Origin of the sequence: Allobosea sp. TAF32 (assembly GCF_052113585.1) — a bacterium.
Taxonomy (GTDB): Bacteria; Pseudomonadota; Alphaproteobacteria; order Rhizobiales; family Beijerinckiaceae; genus Allobosea.
This window is the reverse complement of sequence record NZ_JBFRDM010000004.1, coordinates 233,353-253,995: the sequence shown is the minus strand read 5'-3', so window position 1 is coordinate 253,995 and position 20,643 is coordinate 233,353. Positions and strand designations below refer to the sequence as shown.

18 protein-coding genes and 3 tRNA genes are annotated in these 20,643 nt (G+C 66.2%); 10 read left to right on the top strand and 11 right to left on the bottom strand.

Translation table 11 applies throughout. The features are described 5' to 3' along the window. Positions 1-22: 22 nt before the first annotated feature. The 4 genes from AB4Z16_RS11200 to AB4Z16_RS11185 form a co-directional block, all read right to left on the bottom strand. Positions 23-1,786, bottom strand: a complete 1,764-nt coding sequence (locus AB4Z16_RS11200; RefSeq protein ID WP_441511419.1) for an ABC transporter permease subunit — start codon at positions 1,784-1,786, stop codon at positions 23-25. Continuing rightward, positions 1,783-2,841, bottom strand: coding sequence for an ABC transporter ATP-binding protein (locus tag AB4Z16_RS11195; RefSeq protein ID WP_441511418.1), 1,059 nt, complete (start codon positions 2,839-2,841; stop codon positions 1,783-1,785). The genes AB4Z16_RS11200 and AB4Z16_RS11195 overlap by 4 nt, the downstream gene beginning before the upstream one ends. A 23-nt stretch (positions 2,842-2,864) precedes the next feature. Further along, positions 2,865-3,929: an ABC transporter substrate-binding protein gene (locus AB4Z16_RS11190; RefSeq protein WP_441511417.1), complete on the bottom strand. Its 1,065-nt coding sequence runs from the start codon at positions 3,927-3,929 to the stop codon at positions 2,865-2,867. A gap of 69 nt (positions 3,930-3,998) precedes the next feature. Beyond that, a complete protein-coding gene (locus AB4Z16_RS11185; RefSeq protein WP_441511416.1) occupies positions 3,999-4,772 on the bottom strand; it encodes an enoyl-CoA hydratase/isomerase family protein in 774 nt (257 codons plus the stop codon). Positions 4,773-4,893: 121 nt separating this feature from the next. On the opposite strand from AB4Z16_RS11185, the gene AB4Z16_RS11180 reads away from it, so the two are divergent. From AB4Z16_RS11180 to AB4Z16_RS11165, 4 genes are all read left to right on the top strand, one after another. Further along, positions 4,894-5,718: an IclR family transcriptional regulator gene (locus AB4Z16_RS11180; RefSeq protein WP_441511415.1), complete on the top strand. Its 825-nt coding sequence runs from the start codon at positions 4,894-4,896 to the stop codon at positions 5,716-5,718. A 90-nt stretch (positions 5,719-5,808) separates the two neighbouring features. Continuing rightward, the gene (locus AB4Z16_RS11175; RefSeq protein WP_441511414.1) at positions 5,809-6,123 is read left to right on the top strand and encodes a (2Fe-2S)-binding protein; all 315 of its coding nucleotides are present in this window, start codon (positions 5,809-5,811) and stop codon (positions 6,121-6,123) included. Next, entirely contained in the window at positions 6,116-7,480 is a 1,365-nt protein-coding gene (locus tag AB4Z16_RS11170) for an FAD/NAD(P)-dependent oxidoreductase (protein ID WP_441511413.1), read from the top strand. Before AB4Z16_RS11175 ends, AB4Z16_RS11170 begins: the two co-directional genes overlap by 8 nt. Next, positions 7,477-8,631, top strand: coding sequence for an NAD(P)/FAD-dependent oxidoreductase (locus AB4Z16_RS11165; protein WP_441511412.1), 1,155 nt, complete (start codon positions 7,477-7,479; stop codon positions 8,629-8,631). Before AB4Z16_RS11170 ends, AB4Z16_RS11165 begins: the two co-directional genes overlap by 4 nt. A gap of 35 nt (positions 8,632-8,666) precedes the next feature. Here the strand turns inward: AB4Z16_RS11165 and AB4Z16_RS11160 are convergent, their stop codons facing one another. Together AB4Z16_RS11160 and AB4Z16_RS11155 are read right to left on the bottom strand one after the other, a co-directional pair. Next, complete coding sequence (locus AB4Z16_RS11160; protein WP_441511411.1) at positions 8,667-10,031, bottom strand: sensor histidine kinase; 1,365 nt, start codon at positions 10,029-10,031, stop codon at positions 8,667-8,669. After that, positions 10,018-10,683 carry a response regulator gene (locus AB4Z16_RS11155; RefSeq protein WP_441511410.1) on the bottom strand — a complete coding sequence of 222 codons (666 nt, stop codon included), beginning with the start codon at positions 10,681-10,683 and terminating at the stop codon, positions 10,018-10,020. The genes AB4Z16_RS11160 and AB4Z16_RS11155 overlap by 14 nt, the downstream gene beginning before the upstream one ends. 128 nt (positions 10,684-10,811) lie before the next feature. Between AB4Z16_RS11155 and AB4Z16_RS11150 the strand changes: the two genes are divergently transcribed. Genes AB4Z16_RS11150 through AB4Z16_RS11140 form a run of 3 tightly spaced genes read left to right on the top strand, consistent with a single transcriptional unit; the run spans position 10,812 to position 13,540 of the window. Beyond that, positions 10,812-11,591: an ABC transporter ATP-binding protein gene (locus tag AB4Z16_RS11150; protein ID WP_441511409.1), complete on the top strand. Its 780-nt coding sequence runs from the start codon at positions 10,812-10,814 to the stop codon at positions 11,589-11,591. Between the two features lie 16 nt (positions 11,592-11,607). Next, positions 11,608-12,474 (top strand): ABC transporter permease, encoded by an 867-nt coding sequence (locus AB4Z16_RS11145; RefSeq protein WP_441511408.1) that lies wholly within the window; start codon positions 11,608-11,610, stop codon positions 12,472-12,474. Positions 12,475-12,523: 49 nt separating this feature from the next. Further along, complete coding sequence (locus AB4Z16_RS11140) at positions 12,524-13,540, top strand: ABC transporter substrate-binding protein (RefSeq protein WP_441511407.1); 1,017 nt, start codon at positions 12,524-12,526, stop codon at positions 13,538-13,540. An 89-nt stretch (positions 13,541-13,629) separates the two neighbouring features. On the opposite strand, the gene lhpI is transcribed toward AB4Z16_RS11140, so the two are convergent. Together lhpI and AB4Z16_RS11130 are read right to left on the bottom strand one after the other, a co-directional pair. Next, positions 13,630-15,348: a cis-3-hydroxy-L-proline dehydratase gene (gene lhpI / locus AB4Z16_RS11135; protein ID WP_441511406.1), complete on the bottom strand. Its 1,719-nt coding sequence runs from the start codon at positions 15,346-15,348 to the stop codon at positions 13,630-13,632. Positions 15,349-15,798: 450 nt separating this feature from the next. Beyond that, a complete protein-coding gene (locus AB4Z16_RS11130) occupies positions 15,799-16,080 on the bottom strand; it encodes a DUF1488 family protein (RefSeq protein ID WP_441511405.1) in 282 nt (93 codons plus the stop codon). A gap of 291 nt (positions 16,081-16,371) precedes the next feature. Here AB4Z16_RS11130 and AB4Z16_RS11125 point away from each other — a divergent pair, with 291 nt between their 5' ends. Continuing rightward, on the top strand, positions 16,372-16,746 hold the full coding sequence (locus AB4Z16_RS11125) for a hypothetical protein (RefSeq protein WP_441511404.1): 375 nt from the start codon (positions 16,372-16,374) through the stop codon (positions 16,744-16,746). 14 nt (positions 16,747-16,760) lie between these two features. On the opposite strand, the gene AB4Z16_RS11120 is transcribed toward AB4Z16_RS11125, so the two are convergent. After that, a tRNA-Asp gene (locus AB4Z16_RS11120) sits at positions 16,761-16,837 on the bottom strand. Positions 16,838-16,953: 116 nt separating this feature from the next. Further along, the gene (locus AB4Z16_RS11115) at positions 16,954-17,442 is read right to left on the bottom strand and encodes a hypothetical protein (RefSeq protein WP_441511403.1); all 489 of its coding nucleotides are present in this window, start codon (positions 17,440-17,442) and stop codon (positions 16,954-16,956) included. A 97-nt stretch (positions 17,443-17,539) separates the two neighbouring features. On the opposite strand from AB4Z16_RS11115, the gene AB4Z16_RS11110 reads away from it, so the two are divergent. Together AB4Z16_RS11110 and AB4Z16_RS11105 are read left to right on the top strand one after the other, a co-directional pair. Further along, positions 17,540-17,615 (top strand) — tRNA-Val (locus AB4Z16_RS11110). A gap of 68 nt (positions 17,616-17,683) precedes the next feature. Then, a tRNA-Asp gene (locus tag AB4Z16_RS11105) sits at positions 17,684-17,760 on the top strand. 110 nt (positions 17,761-17,870) lie between these two features. Here AB4Z16_RS11105 and lon read toward each other — a convergent pair. Next, positions 17,871-20,297 (bottom strand): endopeptidase La, encoded by a 2,427-nt coding sequence (gene lon / locus AB4Z16_RS11100; protein ID WP_441511402.1) that lies wholly within the window; start codon positions 20,295-20,297, stop codon positions 17,871-17,873. Positions 20,298-20,643 lie beyond the last annotated feature (346 nt).

Below are 20,643 nucleotides of genomic sequence, written 5' to 3'. Positions count from 1 at the left end.
CGGGGGGCGTCATGTTCGTCGGTCAGTCGTGTCGGGAAGAGGAGCGGAAGCGTTCCGCGATGAGCAGCATCGCCGTCACCACGACGAAGACCACGACGGACACCGCCGCGAGCGTCGGGTTGAGCTGCAGGATCATGTCGTCCCACATCTGCTTGGGCAGCGTCGTCTTGATGCCGCCCGAGACGAAGATCGCGATGGTCAGTTCGTCGAAGGAGGTGATGAAGGCGAAGAGGAAGGCGGCGACGAGGCCGCCCTTGACCAACGGGATGGTGACGCCCGTCAGCGTCCGCACCCGGTTGGCGCCGAGCGTCGCCGCCGCCTGATCGAGGCGCTGGTCATAGGTCTTCAGCACGGCGGCGGTGGTGACGAGCGTGAAGGGAATCGCCAGCACCGTGTGACCGATGACGAGGCCGAGATCGGTCGCGATCAGCCCCAGCCGCGCGAAAAGGTAGAACAACCCGACGGCGATGACGATGCGCGGCACGATCATCGGCGCGAGGAAGAAGGCGAAGATCAGCCCGGCCCAGCGGGTGCGGCTGTTCGCCAGAGCCAGCGCCGTGAAGCCGCCGATCGCTGTCGCCGCGAGGGCCGTGACGAAGGCAACCGCGAAAGAGCGGATCGTCGCCTGAATCCACAAAGGCGAGCTGAAATAGGTCTGGAACCAGCTCAACCCATAGCCGGGCGGCGGGAACTCCAGGAACTGCGAGGAGGTGAAGGCCAGCGGGATGACGAGCAGCGTAGGCAACACCAGGAAGGCGATGACGAGCCAGCAGAAGCCGGGCAGCAGCATCGCGCAGACGCGTTTGCCGAGCAGCGAGCGTGCGAACTCCGCGAGCCGCCCCACCACCGCCGCGATGGCGGAGAGAATCGCCAGGCCGAGGTCGCGAATACGGCCGGTGCCGACCTGAGCCGAGCCGCCGGCGATGGTCGAGAGCCCGAAGATCCGGTCGTAGACAACGCAGGAAATCAGAGCCGCCGCCAGCATCATCGCGGAGAGCGCCCCGGCGAAGGACCAGTTCAGCAGCTCCTGCACCTGCGTAATGATGAGCTGCGCGAGCATCGTCTCCTGGCGCCCGCCGAGGAAGGCCGGGACGATGAAGAAACCGAGCGAGGAGATGAAGACGAGCAGCCCCGCCGCCGCCACGCCGGGCAGCGAGAGCTTGAAATAGACCAGCCAGAAGGCGCGCACCGGGGCGGCCCCCAGCGTCTGCGCCGCCTGAACGAGGCGCCGGTCGATGCCGGCCATCACCGGCAGCATGGTCAGCACCGCCAACGGAACCATGGCGTGGACCATGCCGACCATGACGCCGAACTGGTTGTTGATCAGCGACAGCGGCTGGTCGACCACATGCGAGCCGGTCAGCAGGGAGTTGATCACGCCGCTGCGGCCCAGGATCAGCATCCAGGCGAAGGTCTTGACGAGATAGCTCGTCCAGAACGGCACCATGACGAAAAGCAGCATCCGCCCCCGGAACATATCGGGCAGGCGCGCCAGCCAGTAAGCGAGCGGATAGCTGATCAGCAGCGACCACAGCGCCGTCCAGCCGGCGATGCGGAAGGTGATGCCGAGCACGCGCAGATAGACGTCGGTCGCGGCGATGCGCTGATAGGAGCCCGCCGAGAAAGCTCCGCTCTCCGGGTCGACGATGCTCAGGCCGAGGAGCTGCGCGACCGGCCAGACGAAGAAGACCGCGAGGAACAGGATGCCGGGCACCGCCAGCCAGAGGGCATTGGGGCGCAGCCTGCTCGTGCGCGCCGGCGCGCTGCTGATGCTCACGGCGCTCATGCGACCAGCACCGCCTTGTCGCGTGGCCAGCCGGCGACAATGACCTCGTCGATCGTCGGCACCGCATCGTCGGGGCCGAGGCGCAACACGAGCTGACCGCCATCCTTGAGCGTGGCGATGACGCGCGTCTCGGAGCCGGCATAGACGATCTCGCAGACCCGCCCGTTCACAGCGTTTTCGTCCAGCGCGCCGAGGCGCAGGTTCTCGGGCCGGATCACCAGCGCCGCATCCTGGCTCTCGCAATGCGCCCCGCGCGGCAAGGCGAAGCGGCCATGCGCCGTTTCAAGCGAGCCGTTGCCGTCCCAGCGGCCGCGGAAGATGTTGGAAATGCCGATAAAATCGGCGGCGAAAGCGGTGCGCGGTCGCTCGTAGATCTCGCGCGGTGTGCCGAGCTGCTCGATCTTGGCATGGTTCATCAGGCAAATGCGGTCAGACATCGCGAGCGCCTCCTCCTGATCATGCGTGACATAGACAATGGTGGCGCCGCTCTCGCGGTGCAGGCGCTTGATCTCGATCTGCATGTGCTCGCGCAGCTTCTTGTCGAGTGCGCCGAGCGGCTCGTCCATCAGGATGATCGAGGGCTGGTAGACGAAGCAGCGTGCCAGCGCGACGCGCTGCTGCTGGCCACCGGACAATTCGCGCGGGAAGCGCCCCGCGAGATGCCCGAGATGCACCATCTCCAAGGTTTCCGAGACACGCTTCGCGATCTCCGCGCCCGGGCGCCCACGCATCTTGAGCGGAAAGGCGATGTTCTCCGCCACCGTCAGATGCGGAAACAGCGCATAATGCTGGAAGACGAGGCCGATATCGCGCTGATGCACCGGCATGGCCGACTGGTCCCGGCCATCGATGACGACCCTGCCCTCGCTCGCCTCGACCAGCCCGCAGATGAGCTGCAGCAGCGTCGTCTTGCCGGAGCCCGAAGGCCCCAGCAAAGTCAGGAACTCGCCCTCGGCGACACTGAGCGAGCTGGGCTCGAGGGCCGTGGTCGCGCCGTAGCGCTTGCACAGGCCCTCGACGACGAGCTTGGCGGTTCTTGTTTGGGTCATGGTCATCGCGGCGCTCGTCGCCATCGCCATCAGGTCAGGAGCCAGGAGTTGAACCGCTCGCTCACCTTGGCGCGGTTGGCGCTCCACCAATCCTCATTGGCGATGGCCATCAGTTTCAGGTTCTCCGGCGAGGTCGGCAGGACCTTGGCGCGCTCGGCGGGGATCGTCTGATAGGCGTCGAGGTTGGTCGGGCCATAGGCCAGGGCGTCGGTGAAGACCGCCTGCGCCTTCGGGTCCGAGCAGAAGCGGACGAACTGGCGGGCGACATCCGCCTTCGGCCCCCCCTTCGGCAGACCCCAGCCCTCGATCGAATAGAGGCCCTGGTTCCAGATGATCTTGGCCGGAGCGCCGCCATCAATCGCCGCCTGAAGGCGGGCGTTCCAGCCCGTGGTCATGTCGACCTCGCCACTCTGCAGGAGCTGCGTCGACTGGGCGCCGCCGGTCCACCAGACCGCGATATGCGGCTTGATCTTGTCGAGCACCTTGAAGGCGCGTTCGACATCGAGCGGGTAGAGCTTGTCGAGCGGCACGCCGTCGGCGAGCAGGGCCTGCTCGAGGCTGTCGATCGGGTTCTTGCGCATCGAGCGCCGGCCCGGGAACTTCTCGACATTGAAGAAGTCGGTCCAGCTCGCCGGCGCGTTCTTCACCTTGTCGGTCCGGTAGGCGAAGATCGTCGAATAGACGTCGGTGCCCATGAATTCGGGCGAGATCGCCTGCGGCATCAGCTTCGGCACGTCGGCATGGGCGAAGCCGATCGGATCGAGCAACCCTTGCGCCTTCAGGATATCGCGGGCCGAGAGCGTCAGCGTGCAGACGTCCCAGGTATAGGATTTGGTTTCGACCATCGCCTTGAACTGGGCGGTCGGCTCGGCTTCGCGGGCGACGTTGACCACCTTGTTGCCGGTCGCCTTCTCGAAGGGATCGTAGAAAGCCTTGCGGAAGGCCAGGCCGAACGGGCCGCCGGGATCGGCGACGGTGATCTGGGTCGCCGCCCTGGCCGTGCCGATGAGATAGGGCGCCGCGAGCGCGCCGGCGGCAGCGCCGCCAGCGAGCTGCAGCAGGGTACGCCTCGTCGGATTCGTGGTTTTGTTCATCGTCTTCTCCCCTTCAAGCGGTTTTCCGCATTTCCCCATGGGTGGTCAGATCAGCAGGCGCTCTGGCCTTCAGGCGCTCTTGCGCGCAGCGCGCTTGGCGAGGAACTCTTCCATCATCCGCGCCGGTTCGCCGGAGGCGTAGGCCTCGCGCTGCGTGCGGATGCCGGCGGCGAGACACTCGCGGAAGCTCTCCTCGGTCACCTCGCGGAAGCGGGCCTTGTTGAGCCGCATGGCGACCGGCGCCTTCGCCGCGAGTTCATCGGCCAGGGCAAGCGTTGCCTCCATGACCTTCTCCTTCGGCACGATCCGGTTGATCAGGCCGATGCGGAAGCACTCGTCGGCATCCATCATGCGGCCGGTCAGGGTCAGGTCGATCGTCCGGGCAAGCCCGATCATCTCCTTCATGATCCAGGGACCGGTGACCGAGGCGATGCCGGAATTGATCTCGGGCTGGCCCATGGTGACGCCGTCATGGCCGATACGCAGGTCGCAGAGCAGCGCGACCTGGAAGGCAGAGCCGGCTGCAACGCCGTTCAGCGCCGCAATGATCGGCTTCGAGAGCGAACGAATCCGGTCGTAGAGGCGCTCCCATTCGCCCATCCAGACTTCGGCCCGGTCGGCATCGAAAGTCTTGGTCTCGTTCAGGTCCTGGCCGGCGCCGAAGGCGCGATCGCCCGCACCGGTGAGGATGATGGCGCGCACCGCCTGGTTCGCCTCCAGCTCCTCCAGCCCCTCGACGAGGCGGGCGCGCATCGGCGCATTCCAGGCGTTGAGGACCTGCGGGCGGTTGAGGGTCAGGATGCCGACCGCGCCGCGCACCTCGACCAGAACGGAATCCTTCATGACGCTCTCCGATGAATGTTTATTTCTATACGATAACTTCTATTGAATAGTCGACGAAGTTGCGCCACCTTGTCAAGGCCGTCGGTCACAGCCATTGATCGATTCAGGAGAGCTGGCCCCGATGACGATGCCCGAAGCGAGACAGAACGGCCGCAAGCGCGCAGCCGCGGCAGGCGAAGGAGCCGGCCGCAAGGACGACGTGCTGATGGTCAATTCGGTCGAGAAGGCGTTCCGGGTGCTCTCCGCCTTCGGACGCCAGCACCAGACACTGAACCTGTCGCAGGTCGCGTCCGAAACCGGCATGGACCTCAGCGCCGCGCAGCGCTTTACGCATACGCTGACCAAGCTCGGCTATCTCAGGAAGGATGCGCAGACCAAGCGCTTCGAACTGACCGCCAAGACGCTCGATCTCGGCTACCATTTCGTGCGCAGCAGCCGCCTGCTCGACCGGGCGATGCCCTATCTCATGCATCTCAGCAAGGAGACGGAGGAGACCATCAACCTGACCGTGCGGGACGGGACCGAGATCATCTTCGTCTCACGCTTCCTCAGCCGGCACGTGCTGAATACCGACGTCATCATCGGCACACGGATGCCGGCCTATGCGACGGCGCCGGGCATCGCCATGCTGTCGCGCCTGCCCGAGGAGGAGGCGATGGCGATCATCGATGCGTCCGACCTCAAGCAACACACCCCTTCGACCACCTGGCAGCGCGAGGCGCTGCGCGAGAAGCTGCGCCAGTCGGCGGCCCAGGGCTACGCCACCGCCTTTGAAGAGGTCTATCTCGGTGATGCCTCGATAGCGGCCGTGATCGTCGATCATTACGGTCACCCGGAGGCCGCCGTCAATATCGCCACTTCGACGTCGCGTTACAGCCATGCCGAGGTCGTTGCGCGCTTCTCCTCGCTCGTCATCGCAACCGCCCACGCCATTTCCCGCGTCTGAGCAGCGCCGAGGAAGCGCTTGACAGCCCGACTGCCGACTTATCATTATTCAAGAGAATTTATTGCATTGAAATAATCTATCAGGATTCGCATGGACGCTCCGAAGCCCCAGTTCCGCCGCGTGGCGGTGCGCGCCGGACAGCAGGCGACGCTCAGCTTCGAAGGCACGACCATAACGGCGACGGCGGGCGACAGCGTTCTTGCAGCGCTGCTCGAAAGCGGCGCACTGATCCGCCGGCTCGAGTTCGGCGGCGAGCCGCGCGCCGGCTTCTGCCTCATGGGCGCCTGCCAGGACTGCTGGGTCTGGAGCGCGGAAGGCGGACGGATCAGGGCCTGCACCACGCCGGTCTCCGACGGCATGATCCTGTTCGCCGAGCCGCAGCCGATGGCCGCCATTCATGGCTGAGATCGTCATCATCGGCGCCGGCCCGGCCGGCATCGGCGCTGCCGAGGTGCTGTGCGCGAAAGGGCTGAGGCCCATTCTGATCGATGAGGGGGCCAGGGCGGGTGGGCAAGGCTATCGCCGCCCGTCCGAAGACCTCGCCTTGGACATGAACCGCCTGATGGGCTCGGAAGCGCAGCGCTACACCGCGCTGCACAGCCGTTTCGAAGCGCTCCTCCCCGCAATCGACTATCGCCCGCGCACGCTGGTATGGGCCATCGACGGCAACCAGCTGCATCTCCTGCACGAGGGCAAGGCCGAGGCGCTGTCCTTCGACAAGCTTCTGATCGCGAGCGGCGCGATGGACCGTATCGCTCCCCTGCCCGGCTGGACGCTGCCGGGTGTCTTCACCCTCGGCGGCGCACAGGTGGCGCTCAAGGATCAGGGTTGTCTGATCGGGAGCCGCGTCGCTTTCCTCGGCGCCTCGCCGCTGCTGGCGCTGGCGGCCAAGCAGTATCGCGACATGGGCGCTGAGATCGCCGTCATCGCGGACACCACCCCGTTTGCGGCCAAGCTCGCCGCCTTTCCGGCATTGCTGAGAGCGCCGCGCACCCTGCTCCGCGGGCTTTGGTATATGGCAGCGTCGCTGCAAGCAGGAACCGCCATGCTGCATGGGGTGACGCCGATCGCAATCGAGGGCCGGAACCGTGTCGAGGCGCTCGTGCTGCGCGACACCGGCGGACGCGAGCGCCGCTTCGCCTGCGACGCGGTGGCGCTTGGCTATGGCCTGAAGCCCGAAACGCAGCTTGCCGACCTGGCCGGGGCGCAATTCGCTTACGACGCCGATTTTAGGCTGTTCCTGCCGGTGATCGACGGAATGGGCCGGTCGCGGCCGGGCCTTTATCTGGCCGGCGACGGCGTGCGGATCGGCGGCGCCGATGCCGCTGAGGCAAGCGGGGCTCTGGCCGCCCATGCGATCCTGTCCGATCTCGGGCAGGCCCAAGAAATCGACGCCGCACGCGCACTGGCACGACGGGTCGAGCGCCTGCGCGACTTCCAGCGCGGGCTTGCGCGCGCCTTCGCCTGGCCGAAGGCACAAATCGCAGGCCTGCCCGATTCCGTGACCCTCTGCCGCTGCGAGAACGTGACCATCGGCGAGGTCCGCTCGGCTATGGCGAAGGAGCTCGGCCCGATCGAGGTCAACCGGGTGAAGGCGATGACACGTTGCGGAATGGGGCGCTGCCAAGGCCGCGTCTGCGGCCCGGCCCTGCAGGAGATCGTCGCGGCCGGTGCCGGTGGCGACGGCGTCGCAGCCGGGCGGCTGCGTGGCCAGGCGCCGGTCAAGCCGATCGCGCTCGCGGCAGCCGGAGATGCGGCATGAACGGGCCCACGACGGATGTCGCCATCGTCGGCGGCGGGCTCATCGGCGCCTGGACCGCCTACTTCCTGGCACGGTGCGGCCAGCGCGTGACCCTGATCGAGAAGGGCGTCGTCGGCGCCCAGTCGAGCGGCGTCAACTTCGGCAATCTGCGCCTCCAGGGACGATTTCCCGGCCAGTACCCCCTCTCGCTCCGCTCCCAGGCGCTGTGGGAGGATTTTGAAGCGTTGATCGGCGAAGACTGCGAGTTCGAGCAGACCGGGCACCTCTACCTCGCCTATGACGAGGAGGAGCACGCCAGGCTCGAAGGCTACGCCAAAATCTCCGAATCCTATGGCCTCGCCATCGAGCGCGTCGGCCCCGCCGATCTGAGGAGGCGCTGGCCCTGGCTGACCGAGCGTGCCGTCGCCGCCACCTACTCGGCCCGTGACGCCACCGCCAATCCGCGCCTTGCCACGCCCGCCGTCGTGCGCGCCGCAGCGCGGCATGGGGCCGTCATTCGCGAGAACACGCGCGTCGCCTCGATCGATCGTTCGGGCGATGGCTTCGTGCTGGCGCTCGCGGATGGCGGGACTCTGAGCTGCGGCGCGCTCGTCAACAGCGCCGGTGCCTGGGCGCTGGAGATCGCGGAGCGCTTCGGCGAAACGGCGCCGCTGTTTCCCGCCGGCCCGCCTCAGTTCGTGACGGAACCCTTCCCCTATCTGATCGAGCCTTCCGTCCAGGCGATCGACGGCTCGGTCATCTTCCGCCAGATTCCGCGCGGCAACATCATTCTCGCCGGCTATCCGCGCACGGCCGCCGACCCGCTGGCGAACCGCGCGCCCGTGCCGCCGCTCAAGACGCTCGCCGCGATGAAGGCGCTGGCGCGCGTCGCGCCCATGCTCGCGCAATGCCATGTCATCCGCGTCTGGTCGGGGATCGAGGCCTATCTGCCCGACATGATCCCGGTGATCGGCCCGAGCGAGACGACGCCTGGGCTGTTCCACGCCTTCGGCTTCTGCGGCCATGGCTTCCAGATCGGCCCCGGCGTGGGGCTCTGCCTGAGCGAGATGATCCTCGACGGTGGGACGCCGACCCCTCTGGAGCCGTTCTCGATCGGGCGCTTCCGCTCGGCAACAACAGTGAGCGAGAAGTTCCGCAAAGAATTCGACTGAACCGGCCGATCAACGCGCGGCCGTTCGAGCGCCGGTCATGTCCGCGCAAGGATGAGGCGCGCCCGCGTCATCCCGCCCTCGCGTCGCACCGCAAGTTCTCCGCCATGAGCCTTCGCGACCTCCAGCGCGATGGACAGCCCCAGCCCCGAACCGCTGGAGGCAGCGCCCTTCGCGAAAGGGCGGAACAGCTCCGCGGACGGCTCCGGAAATCCGTCGCCATCATCGGCGACGTCGACCCAGAGGTGCTCTGCGTCTTCGCCCACGGTCACGACAAGCCGGCTGTCGGCACCGTGCTTCAATGCATTGTCGATCAGGTTCCCCAGAGCTTCGCGCAGGCTCACCGCATCGCCATTCACGATTGGCGGCGGCTCGGCCGGGATGAAGGCGATGTCGACCTCGCGGGGCAGCGAGAGCGGCACCGTCTTGGCCAAAACGGCTTTGGCCAGCTGGTTGAGATCGACCGCTGCCGCGGCGGCGGCATCCTTGCGGTGAATCACCATCGCATGGTCGAGCAACTGCCCGGTGAGGCGGCCGAGCTCTGCCGTGCGTTCATGGATTCGCTTGACGGTGTCGGCCTTGCGCCGTGATGCGGGCGTCGCGAGCAGGATTTCGACCTGGGCATCGAGCGCCGCCAGCGGCGTGCGGATCTGATGGGCGGCGTCGGCGATGAAGCGCTGCATGATCGCCATGCGCTCGGACAGGCGGCGCATGAAGTCGTCTATCGCCTCGACGAGATTCCGGATTTCCGCCGGAGGCTCGGCCGCGATCGGCCTGAGATCGTCGGGCCGGCGGTTTGCGATCTCGCGCTCGATGCGCGTCAGCGGCTTCAGCGCCAGTGTCACGGCATAGCCCGTCGCGAGAAGGGCGAGCAGGCTCATAACGGTGATGACGCCGAGCGCCTTGAGCGTCAGGTCGCGGGCAAGCGCGCGCCGCGCCTCGGTCGTCTGCGCGACGACGATGGTCGCCCAGTTGTTGGTTCCGGGAAGATCGATCTGCCGGGCCAGGGTGGCGATGCGTACCGGCTGGCCCTGATAGAGGCCGTCCTCAAGGACCACACCGGCGCGGATATCCGCGGGATCGGCCTCCGAAGCGAGATCGTCGTAGCCCGCGACCACGACGCCACGGGGATCGACGATCTTGTAGAAGACGAGGTCATAGGCCGCGAGCGTCGCGATCGCGGAAACGGGCGGATCGAGCGTCACTACCCCGCCCTGGACGTAGACGTTCTCGGCGATCTGCACTGCCCCGCCGGCGAGCAGCCGGTCATAGGCCTGACGCGCCGCCAGAGAGGCCGAATGCCAGGCCGCAAGGCCGAGCACGACCGCTCCCGCCGCCAGCACCGCCGTGAGGACGGCGATGATGCGGAAGCGCAGCGAAAGGCGAAGCTCAGACCACCGCAAGCTGGTAGCCCAATCCGCGCAGGGTCCGGATCTCGACCGGCGTGTCGGCAAGCTTGCGGCGCAGCCGCGCGACGAATTGCTCGACCGCGTTGGGGCTCGGCTCCTGGTCGAAATTGAAGAGCTGCTCGACGAGCTCCTCTTTCGGCACGATCCGTTCGGGCCGGGCGGCGAGGATTTCGAGCACGGTCAGCTCGCGGCGCGTCAGGTTGAGCGGCCGGTCGGCGATGGTCGCGACCCGCCCCGCCCGGTCGATCGCGAGCGGCCCGACTCGCAGCAGATTGTCGGGTTGCCCGGCGCTGCGCCGCAGCAGTGCTCGCGCCCGCGCTTCGAGCTCGCCATAATCGAAGGGCTTGACCAGATAGTCGTCGGCGCCGAGATCGAGCGCCCCGATGCGCTCGTCCACAGCCGAGCGCGCTGTGAGCACCAGCACCGGCGTTGCCAGCCGCCGCGCCCGCATCTGACGGAGAACCGCGAGCCCATCCTGTCCGGGCAGGCTGAGGTCGAGGATGACGAGGTCATAGGCCTGCACCGCCAGCAGTTCGGCCGCCGTAACGCCGTCCTGCTCCCAATCGACGGCGTGGCCAATCTTCTCGAGCCGCATCACCACGGCCTCGGCGATATCGGCGGTGTCTTCGACGACGAGCACGCGCAAGCGGATTGACCTCCCTGGACGCGCTCCGACCCGCCGGGCGGCGCCAGTCAGGTTCACGTCAGCTTACTAGGCTATCCCATCTCGCAAGCGCCCATAAGTGCGCATGGAAACGAGACATGGGAGGGTGCATGCTAGCCCCGTTCGACGCCGCTTCTGCGACTCCGCTCCTCTCGGTCGAGGGCGTGACGCTGCAATACAAGACGCCCGACGTGGTGGTGACCGCGACGCGCCGCGTCTCCTTCGACGTCTATCCGTCCGACCGTTTCGTCCTGCTCGGCCCGTCCGGTTGCGGCAAGTCGACCCTGCTCAAGGCGATCGGCGGCTATCTCACGCCGGTCGAGGGCGAGATCAGCCTGAAGGGCCGCAAGGTTTCCGGCCCCGGTCCCGACCGCATGATGGTCTTCCAGGAATTCGACCAGCTCCTGCCCTGGAAGACGGTACGCGAGAACGTCGTCTTCGCGCTGACGGCTTCCGGCCGCGCCACCCAGGCCGAGGCCGAGGAGCGCGCCCGCTCCTATATCGACAAGGTCGGCCTCTCCAAGTTCATCGACAGCTATCCGCATATGCTGTCCGGGGGCATGAAGCAGCGCGTCGCCATCGCGCGCGGCATGGCGATGGAGCCCGACGTCCTGCTGATGGACGAGCCCTTCGCAGCGCTCGACGCCCTCACCCGCCGCAAGATGCAGGACGAACTCCTGCGGCTCTGGGACGACACCAAGTTCACCGTGCTCTTCGTCACCCACTCGATCGAGGAGGCGATCAAGATCGGCACCCGCATCCTGCTGCTCTCGCCACATCCCGGCGAGGTCAAGGCCGAGCTCAACAGCGTGCCGCCCGAGGAGATGGGCACCGGCAAGCAGGCCGCGCTCGAAACCCGCATCAACGACATGCTCTTCGCGCATCATTGAACCGGAGGAGACCGACATGACCGACCTCGTCAGCTTCCGCCCGGAAATCATCCGCGACGTCAATTCCAGCGACGCCCCCGTCGTCGCCAAGACCATCGGCTGGGCCGAGCGGATCTACCGCCTCGGCTTCGTCCGCAAGGGCCTTATCCTCGCCGTCCTCGCCATCGCCTGGGAGGCCTATGGCCGCTGGCTCGGCAATCCCCTGCTGTTCCCGACCTTCGGCCAGACCGTCACGGCCTTCGTCGAGAACATCGTCAACGGCGTCATCCCGCAGCGCATGCTGGTGTCGCTGCAGACGCTGATCATCGGCTACAGCATCGGCATCGTACTCGCCGCCCTGCTGACGACGCTGGCCATCGGATCGCGCATCGGCGCGGACCTGCTGGAAACCCTGACATCGATGTTCAACCCGCTGCCGGCGATCGCGCTTTTGCCGCTGGCGCTGATCTGGTTCGGGCTGGGCACCGGCAGCGTGATCTTCGTGCTCGTCCATTCCGTGCTCTGGGCGATCGCGCTCAATACCCATGCCGGCTTCCGCTCGGTCTCGAACACGCTGCGCATGGTCGGGCAGAATTACGGATTGCGGGGCCTGAAGCTGGTGCGGCTCATCCTGATCCCGGCCGCCTTCCCGGCGATCCTGACCGGCCTCAAGGTTGGCTGGGCCTTCGCCTGGCGCACGCTGATCGCAGCCGAGCTGGTCTTCGGCGTCTCGTCGGGCTCCGGCGGCCTCGGCTGGTTCATCTTCGAGAACCGCAACCAGCTGGAGACGGCGAATGTCTTCGCCGGCCTGTTCACGGTGATCCTGATCGGCCTCTTCGTCGAGAACGTCATTTTCGCCACCATCGAGCGCAAGACGATCCGGCGCTGGGGCATGCAGCACTGACTGTTCATATCCACAAGGCCGAACGGCCGTCACTCGGAGGGAAACACCTATGGCATTCAAGACATTCCTGCGCAGCGCCTTCACCGTCGCAGCGCTCGGCGCGGCACTCACCGCCCCGGCCCGCGCCGAGGTGAGCGAGGTCCGCGTCTCCAAGGGCTTCGGCATCCTCTACCTGCCGCTCATCGTGATGCAGGACCAGCAGTTCCTGGAGAAGCGCGCCAAGGCCGCGGGCCTCGGCGACGTCAAGGTGACCTGGCTGATGCTCGACGGCGGCAACGTCATCAACGACGCGATGATGGCCGGCACGCTCGATTTCGCCGGCACCGGCGCACCGGGCTTCGTCACGCTCTGGGCCAAGGCCAAGGGCATCCCGGGCGTCGAGGTTGTCGGCGTCTCCGGCATGAGTTCGACCTCGCTCTGGCTGATGTCGAACAAGCCTGAGCTGAAGTCGCTCAAGGACTTCACCGGGACTGACAAGATCGCCCTGCCCGGCATCAAGACCTCGCTCGCCGCCGTCGTGCTGCAGATGATCGCGGCCAAGGAATTCGGCGACGCCAACTACGCCAAGATGGACCCGATGACGGTGAGCCTGCCGCATCCGGAGGCGCTCGCGGCCCTGATCGGCGGCAAGACCGAGATCAAGGCGCATTTCACCTCGCCGCCCTTCCAGTACATCGAGGCCAAGAGCCCCGGCATCCACCGCGTACTCAACTCGGTCGATTATCTCGGCAATCTGACGCTCGACGTCACGTTCGCGCCGAAGAAGTTCGTCGATGCCAACCCTAAGATGACCCAGGCCTTCATCGACGCGATGGACGACGCCAACGACCTCATCGCCAAGGACAAGAAGCTTGCCGCCGAGATCTTCGCCAAGAGCTCGAAGGTCAAGGTCGACGCCGCCGAGGTGCAGCAGATGATCGAAGACAAGGATTCGCGCTTCACCGCGACGCCCGAGGGCGTGATGAAATTCGCCGAGTTCATGCACAAGGCCGGCTCGATCAAGGTGAAGCCCGCCAAGTGGAGCGACATGTTCGTGCCGCAGATCGCCGGCCGCCAGGGCAGCTGAGCGGAACGCGGATCGAACCTAGCTATGTGGCGGGACGCGACCACGCGTCCCGCGGCGCAGGACTGGCGAGCAGCGGCACGCGGACCGGCTCAGGACAGCCAGCGCGGCAAACGCGCTGGCGCGGCGCCGGAGAGAGCCGCTTCGATGCAGTCCTCGAATGTTCCGAGCCTGACGGTGCAGCCCGAGAGCCCGGGTCCGTAATGCGCATATTTTCCGGAGTTGGTGAGGACCACCTTCGCCCTCTCCGGAAAGACCGGGCGCGTGATCGAGCACCAGCAGAGATCGGGGATGACCTCGACGCCGCTCTCTCGAAGACTTGCCAGGGTCCCCTCGGCCTTGGCAGCGGCGAGGACGTCCCGGCCCGTCGTGATGATGACGGAGAGATTGCCTGCAAGGCGGTGTCCGCCAAGCCGCTCGGCGACGGCCCTGCACTCTTCCGGTGAGGCGTGAGGGCTGCCGATCGCGACGAGATCGATGCCTGCCGGCCCGTCGTTCAGCTGGCGCCAGCCGGCTGCCAGCGCAGCACGCGTGATGACGACCTCGTCTTCGGGGCTGCTGCCGAGGCTGTCCGCTTCCGGCGTGATACCCTCGATATGCAGCATGGCCGCCGCCGAGGTCGTACCGAACGCGGCGCAGAGCGCCTTGAGATCGTCCCGCGTCGGGCGCGCCTGCGCGAGCCCTTTGATCAACGGGACCCGATCCGGCGCGGCCAGTCCGGCGAGATAGCCGATCAACGGCCAGGCCGCGCTGTCCGCCCCCTCCGGCAAATCCACCCGAACCGCACGGCGGGCGCGCCGGCCTTCGTCGAGGAACGCCCCGGCAAGTGGCGCGCGGCCGGTGACCGCGATGCAGAAGTCCAGGAAATCGGGGTGCTTCGCCGTCCGGGCTCCCAAGACCGAATTGGCGAAGATCACCGCATTCGATTCCGACCAGCCGATCGCCTCGCCCAGCCCGGGCGGCTCCGGCAGGGAATAGGGAGCGCAGGTGAAGCTCGGCCGGCAGCCCATGCGGACATAGGCATCGGCCAAGTGCGCGGCAGGCTCGCCGAACGCCGGCGCCACGCCCTGTCGGCGCCAGTTGGCGTGATCCACCGAAATCGCGTTCATGGTCGTCGGGACGCGAACGCGGGCTGCCAACTCCTCCATCTTCTCGGCGAAGATCAGATTGGCCGGTCCGGCATAGATGCAGCCATCGACATGAGCCCGCGTGACATCGACGAGCGCGGTCGCGCCCTGCTGTTGGGCCATGGCGCAGACGATACGCATGGCCTGCTGTGCGGCCACTCCTTCGCCGCCCGTGAGCAAGCGGCGATCGCTGGCTGACAGCTCCAGGTCGCCATGCGCAGCGGCGGAAAGCGGGATATGGAGCCGCCCGCCATCGGCCAGGACCGCGTCCGACATAACCTGCGCCTCGGACGCGGAAGAGAGCGCGTCGAACGCTTCTGTCGGCAGGCGAATAACCGGAATGGGATGTCCGAACATTTCCGCGGCGACGATGGCGCCCAGCGTCAGCGTATCCTCGGGGCCGGCAAAGACCAGAGCCGCGGGGCTGCGCCCGGAAAGCGCGAGTTCCAGCAGCACGCCCGAGCCCGAGCAGGAGCCGCGGCTGGTCGGCATCAGCACCACGGCTCCGGCGAGCGAGACGCCGTGCGACGGGTGGTGCACGTCGATCACCGTTCCCGTGGCCGCATCGACCCCGCCCCAGAAACTCAACGGCTCCCCCATCACGACGACCGGCCCGGAGGCCGTGCCGGGAAGGAGCGAGATTCCAACGTCGCGGCGCAAAGATAAATCCCTCTCGCTGGTCATCGGGTGGAGCGGAAAAGGTACCGCGAAGGCGCGTAGCAGCACCCTCGCCGGCACGAAGCCATCTCACCTGATCAGCGGGACTTATTGAAGCCCCCTTCGCCGCGGACCATTCATCGTCTCGCAGCCGCGCCGGACGAGCTGGTGCCGAACGAGAGCGGCGCATCCCTCCAGAATTTGCCGAGGGTTCCGTTCCGACGAGCCCAAACCCTTGTCGAGGAAAGGACCGTAAAATTCTGGGAATGCTATAAGAATGGCGCGGTTAGCCCCTCGCGTTTTTGCTGAGGCACGCGCGTAGTCGCAGCCGCATGGACGGGGATTTCCGCCCCCGCCTCGTGGCGAGGTTCATCGGCACCGAACCCTACGACCGGCCGCCGGAAATCCACCAAACGCTGGAGGAGCAAGCCGCAAGCGGCAATTGCTGGCGAATGCCCGTCGCCCTAGCCCCTGAGATCAGGTGATCAAGTTCGCGAGCATGACCTGGACGATCGAGCTGCCGTCGGATGCCCCCGCGGAAAGCAGGCGCGCAGCCGCTGCCGCGATCATTGCACAGTGCAGATAAAATTGAGCGAGGCATTGCCTGTCGTTTTCGAGGTTCTCAGGCCCGAGCTCGCGCAGCGTGGAAAACCCGATCTGGCAAGGCGCTCGCCTGGGCCCATCCACCATCCAGAACCTGACGCTCTGCCGCCAGTTCGCAAGATCGGGTGCGGTTTTCTCGTCGAAAACGAAAGCCATGGTCTGCCTCATCAACTCGAATGCGGGATATTCCTCAAAAATGCGCCGGAGCAGGAGTTTCTCGGGCCGGCGCCCCAAGCCCAACATCGCCAGAATGGGCGAGTTCCACCCGGCAGCGCTATTGTCGAAAGCTGACCCAAACGTGACGCTGGCGCTGGCTGTCAGCCCCGCTCACGGAGACTTGTCCAGCAGGCGCGGACGAGCACTTTCCAACGACATCTACAGCTGGGCCCGTTGCAGCCGGAAAGGCCGGTGGTGCCGCGTCTTCGCGCGCGGCACCATGGGAATTCCGTGGGGCTCGAGTTCGAGGAGGGCTTCAAGATGGTCTGCTCGGAGGAGCTGGCGGAGATCGAACAACCGGGGCGCGTTCAGGCGCGGACCCGTGAGCGTTCGGCGGCGCTCGATCGGGCGTTTTCTGACATGCGACAGTCGGGCCCTGTCGGAGGGACGGCGGGCGGTGCCGACCCTCAGGCGGTGTCGGCCAAGATCGCCAGTACCCTTGCTGCCTCCACCCGACTGCGGAAGAATCCGGTCGACCTGGCGACAGTGCGGGAAGTGGATGCGATAAGGAGAGGGGCCGAGCCAAACGTCGCGAGAACAAAACGCGACGAAAATTATAACCGAGTCGGCCGGAATTTCTACCGGAAGCAAGAGATTAGCGACTAACCTCTTGATTTATATGGCGCGGGCGACGGGGCTCGAACCCGCGACCTCCGGCGTGACAGGCCGGCACTCTAACCAACTGAGCTACGCCCGCGCTGGGCGGCTGAGGCATTCGCCGTCAGCGACGTGGTGAGTATTGCCCCCGGCTGGAAGTGTCAAGCGCGTGATGCCGGCAAATTCACATCTGGGGAAAAATCCCTTCGCCGGCATTCACGGTTCAGGCGTGCCCCCTCCCATGTCAGGCGATGCGAGGCAGGGATCGAGCAGCACGTGTCGGCGGTCCTGACGGTTATATCCGCCTCGCAGGAGGGCTTTGTCGCCCAATTTGAGATCGTTGGCGCTGTAGGTCACGCACAGCACGCGGATGCCGGGTTCAGCGCAGACAGCGACATACCAGAGCGTCCCATCGGTCTGAATCAAGGACACGGTGCCGGTGATCGCCATATCCACACGCGAATCTGGCGGGATCGAACCGGGCAATTGTCCGGCGACGTCTTCGCAACTTGCCGGTTGGCCCGGTTGCTCGGGTTGCGAGAAGGCCGGGCGGCCAGCAAAAAAGGAATCCGGGAGCAGCGTTTGCGCCAATGCCGGCTCCAGCCCCAGAGCGGCTGCGAGAGCCGCGACGGCAAGGGGCCGCCGGCAGCGCGAGCGGAAGCGATTCTGCAAAGATGCGTTCACCCCGGCCAGCCTGCCGATCAAGATGGCGGAATTCGGCCGGAAGCCGCGATTCGTCCACACACGAGCGACGGGGGGCGCTTGCGATGCGACGCTTCAGGCCTTAAACGGCAAGCACCGGGGGCGGTTAGCTCAGTTGGTAGAGCGCCTCGTTTACACCGAGGATGTCGGCGGTTCGAGCCCGTCACTGCCCACCAGCCCTTCCCGGACATCGTGGCCTAGCCATGGTCCAGACCCTGCTGACGACCGCGCGTCGCAGCAAAACGCGGGCGTAGCTCAGTCGGTTAGAGTGCCGGCCTGTCACGCCGGAGGTCGCGGGTTCGAGCCCCGTCGCCCGCGCCAGTTTCCCCGGACATGCCGGCCAGTCCTACCCGGATGGATCATCCTGCCGGCACCCAAAAGAAAACCGCCGGCGCTTGCGCACCGGCGGCTCTCATTCCTCAGGCCGAAAGTCAGTGGGCGACGACGCCCGCCGCCTCGTCGTCCGCCCCCGGAGCGGGCACGGCCTTCAGATCCTCTTCCCAGACGATAGGAACCGGCTGGCGGGTCAGCGCATGCTGCAGCACCTGCTCCATGCGCGAGACCGGGACGATCTCCATGCCGTCCTTCACCGACTTGGGAAGATCGATCAGATCCTTGGCGTTCTCCTCCGGGATCAGCACCTTCTTGATGCCGCCGCGAAGCGCCGCCAGGAGCTTCTCCTTTAACCCGCCGATCGGCAGCACCCTGCCCCGCAGCGTGATCTCGCCGGTCATGGCGACGTCACGGTTGGTCGGGATGCCGGTCAGGATCGAGACGATGGCGGTCGCCATCGCGATGCCTGCCGAAGGCCCGTCCTTCGGGGTCGCCCCTTCCGGGACGTGCACGTGGATGTCGCGCCGGTCGAAGAGCGGCGGCTCGATGCCGAAATCGACGGCCCGCGAGCGGACATAGGACGCCGCCGCCGAGATCGATTCCTTCATCACGTCGCGCAGGTTGCCGGTGACGGTCATGCGGCCCTTGCCGGGCACCATGACGCCCTCGATCGTCAGCAATTCGCCGCCGACCTCGGTCCAGGCCAGGCCGGTGACGACACCGACCTGATTCTCCGTCTCCGCCATGCCGTAGCGATAGCGCGGCGGGCCGAGATATTCCTCGAGCAGCTTCTCGTCGACGACGACCTTGTCCTTCTTGCCGAGCACGATGTCCTTCACGCCCTTGCGGACGGTGTTGGAGATCTCGCGCTCGAGGTTACGGACGCCGGCCTCGCGGGTGTAACGCCGCACCAGGGTCTGCAGAGCCTCGTCGGTGATCGACCACTCCTTGCCGGTCAGCCCGTGCTTCTTGATCGCGTTCGCGATCAGGTGCTTGCGCGCAATCTCGGTCTTCTCTTCCTCGGTGTAGCCGGCGATGCGGATCACCTCCATCCGGTCCAGCAGGGCCGGCGGGATGTTCAGCGTGTTCGCCGTCGTCACGAACATCACATTCGACAGGTCGTAGTCGACCTCGAGGTAATGGTCGTTGAAGGTCGAGTTCTGCTCGGGGTCGAGCACCTCTAGCAGGGCCGCCGAGGGATCGCCACGAAAGTCCTGGCCCATCTTGTCGATCTCGTCGAGCAGGATGAGCGGGTTGGAGGTCTTGGCCTTCTTCATCGACTGGATGATCTTGCCGGGCATCGAGCCGATATATGTGCGCCGGTGACCGCGGATCTCGGCCTCGTCACGCACACCGCCGAGCGACATGCGGACGAACTCGCGCCCCGTCGCCTTGGCGATCGACTTGCCGAGCGAGGTCTTGCCGACGCCGGGAGGGCCGACAAGGCACAGGATCGGGCCAGCGAGCTTGTTGGCGCGCTGCTGCACGGCGAGGTACTCGACGATGCGGTCCTTGACCTTGTCCAGGCCGAAGTGATCGTCGTCCAGCACCAGCTGGGCGGCGTTGAGGTCCTTCTTGATCTTCGAGCGCTTGCCCCACGGGATGCCGAGCATCCAGTCGAGGTAGTTGCGCACGACGGTCGCCTCCGCCGACATCGGCGACATCTGGCGCAGCTTCTTCAGCTCGGCCGTCGCCTTGTCGCGGGCTTCCTTGGTCAGCTTCGTCTGGGCGATGCGCTCCTCCAGCTCGGCCAGCTCGTCACGGCCTTCCTCGCCGTCGCCCAGCTCCTTCTGGATCGCCTTCATCTGCTCGTTGAGGTAGTACTCGCGCTGGGTCTTCTCCATCTGGCGCTTGACGCGCGAGCGGATGCGCTTCTCGACCTGGAGCACGGACATCTCGCTTTCCATGAGCGAGAGCACCTTCTCCAGACGATGGGCAACGTTGGTGATCTCCAGCACGCCCTGGCGATCGGCGATCTTCACCGCCAGATGCGAGGCGACCGTGTCGGCGAGCTTGGCGGGCTCGTCGATCTGCGAGACCGCAGCGACGATCTCACCCGAGATCTTCTTGTTGAGCTTCACATAGCTCTCGAACTCGCTGACGACCGAACGGGCCAGCGCCTCGACCTCGACCTTCTTGCCTTCCTCCTCGGCCTGGCCGGTGGCCTCCGCCTCGTAGTAGGACTCGGTCGCGGAATAGGACAGCGCCTTGGCGCGGCCGACGCCCTCGACCAGCACCTTCACGGTGGAGTCGGGCAGCTTGAGAAGCTGCAGCACGCGGGCGAGCGTGCCGATTTCATAGATATCCTTGGTCTGCGGGTCGTCATCGCCGGCGTTCTTCTGGGTCGCCAGCAGGATGAGCCCGTCCGTCTTCACCACTTCCTCGAGCGCGCGGATCGACTTCTCGCGCCCGACGAAGAGCGGGACGATCATATGCGGGAAGACGACGATGTCGCGCAAAGGCAGAACCGGGTAGGTGCCGGTCTCGCCTGGGACGAAGGGAGCGCGTGGCGTCGAGCCAGTCATGGCAGTTCCTTTGCAGTTGCGCCCGGCACCCCCCCAAGATGGGCTGAGCGATCGGACGTATGCGGCCAGAGCGACCATTCGCTCCTCCGCCCCCGCGCATCGCACCCTAGCTAGGCATGCGACTCTCGCAAGTGCACCTAAGGTGGAGACTTCCTCGCCGGCTTTCAAGCGAGGTATCCGGGCCATGCACCGCTGTCCTGCAGCAGGCGAAGGACGGAAACCAAGACCTGCGACGGTTCAATCTCCCACGAAGCTGTCGCAGTACGGCACTGCGACGAGCCAATGCCCATCACAACGCAAAACGCGCGCCAATGGCGCGCGTCGCGTTGTCACAAGGCTTGAAAAA

Coding starts and splice junctions, on each gene's coding strand:
- AB4Z16_RS11200 (WP_441511419.1), bottom strand. CDS start 1,786: ATGAGCGCCGTGAGCATCAGCAGCGCGCCGGCGCGCACGAGCAGGCTG.
- AB4Z16_RS11195 (WP_441511418.1), bottom strand. CDS start 2,841: ATGACCATGACCCAAACAAGAACCGCCAAGCTCGTCGTCGAGGGCCTG.
- AB4Z16_RS11190 (WP_441511417.1), bottom strand. CDS start 3,929: ATGAACAAAACCACGAATCCGACGAGGCGTACCCTGCTGCAGCTCGCT.
- AB4Z16_RS11185 (WP_441511416.1), bottom strand. CDS start 4,772: ATGAAGGATTCCGTTCTGGTCGAGGTGCGCGGCGCGGTCGGCATCCTG.
- AB4Z16_RS11180 (WP_441511415.1), top strand. CDS start 4,894: ATGACGATGCCCGAAGCGAGACAGAACGGCCGCAAGCGCGCAGCCGCG.
- AB4Z16_RS11175 (WP_441511414.1), top strand. CDS start 5,809: ATGGACGCTCCGAAGCCCCAGTTCCGCCGCGTGGCGGTGCGCGCCGGA.
- AB4Z16_RS11170 (WP_441511413.1), top strand. CDS start 6,116: ATGGCTGAGATCGTCATCATCGGCGCCGGCCCGGCCGGCATCGGCGCT.
- AB4Z16_RS11165 (WP_441511412.1), top strand. CDS start 7,477: ATGAACGGGCCCACGACGGATGTCGCCATCGTCGGCGGCGGGCTCATC.
- AB4Z16_RS11150 (WP_441511409.1), top strand. CDS start 10,812: ATGCTAGCCCCGTTCGACGCCGCTTCTGCGACTCCGCTCCTCTCGGTC.
- AB4Z16_RS11145 (WP_441511408.1), top strand. CDS start 11,608: ATGACCGACCTCGTCAGCTTCCGCCCGGAAATCATCCGCGACGTCAAT.
- AB4Z16_RS11140 (WP_441511407.1), top strand. CDS start 12,524: ATGGCATTCAAGACATTCCTGCGCAGCGCCTTCACCGTCGCAGCGCTC.
- lhpI (WP_441511406.1), bottom strand. CDS start 15,348: ATGACCAGCGAGAGGGATTTATCTTTGCGCCGCGACGTTGGAATCTCG.
- AB4Z16_RS11130 (WP_441511405.1), bottom strand. CDS start 16,080: ATGGCTTTCGTTTTCGACGAGAAAACCGCACCCGATCTTGCGAACTGG.
- lon (WP_441511402.1), bottom strand. CDS start 20,297: ATGACTGGCTCGACGCCACGCGCTCCCTTCGTCCCAGGCGAGACCGGC.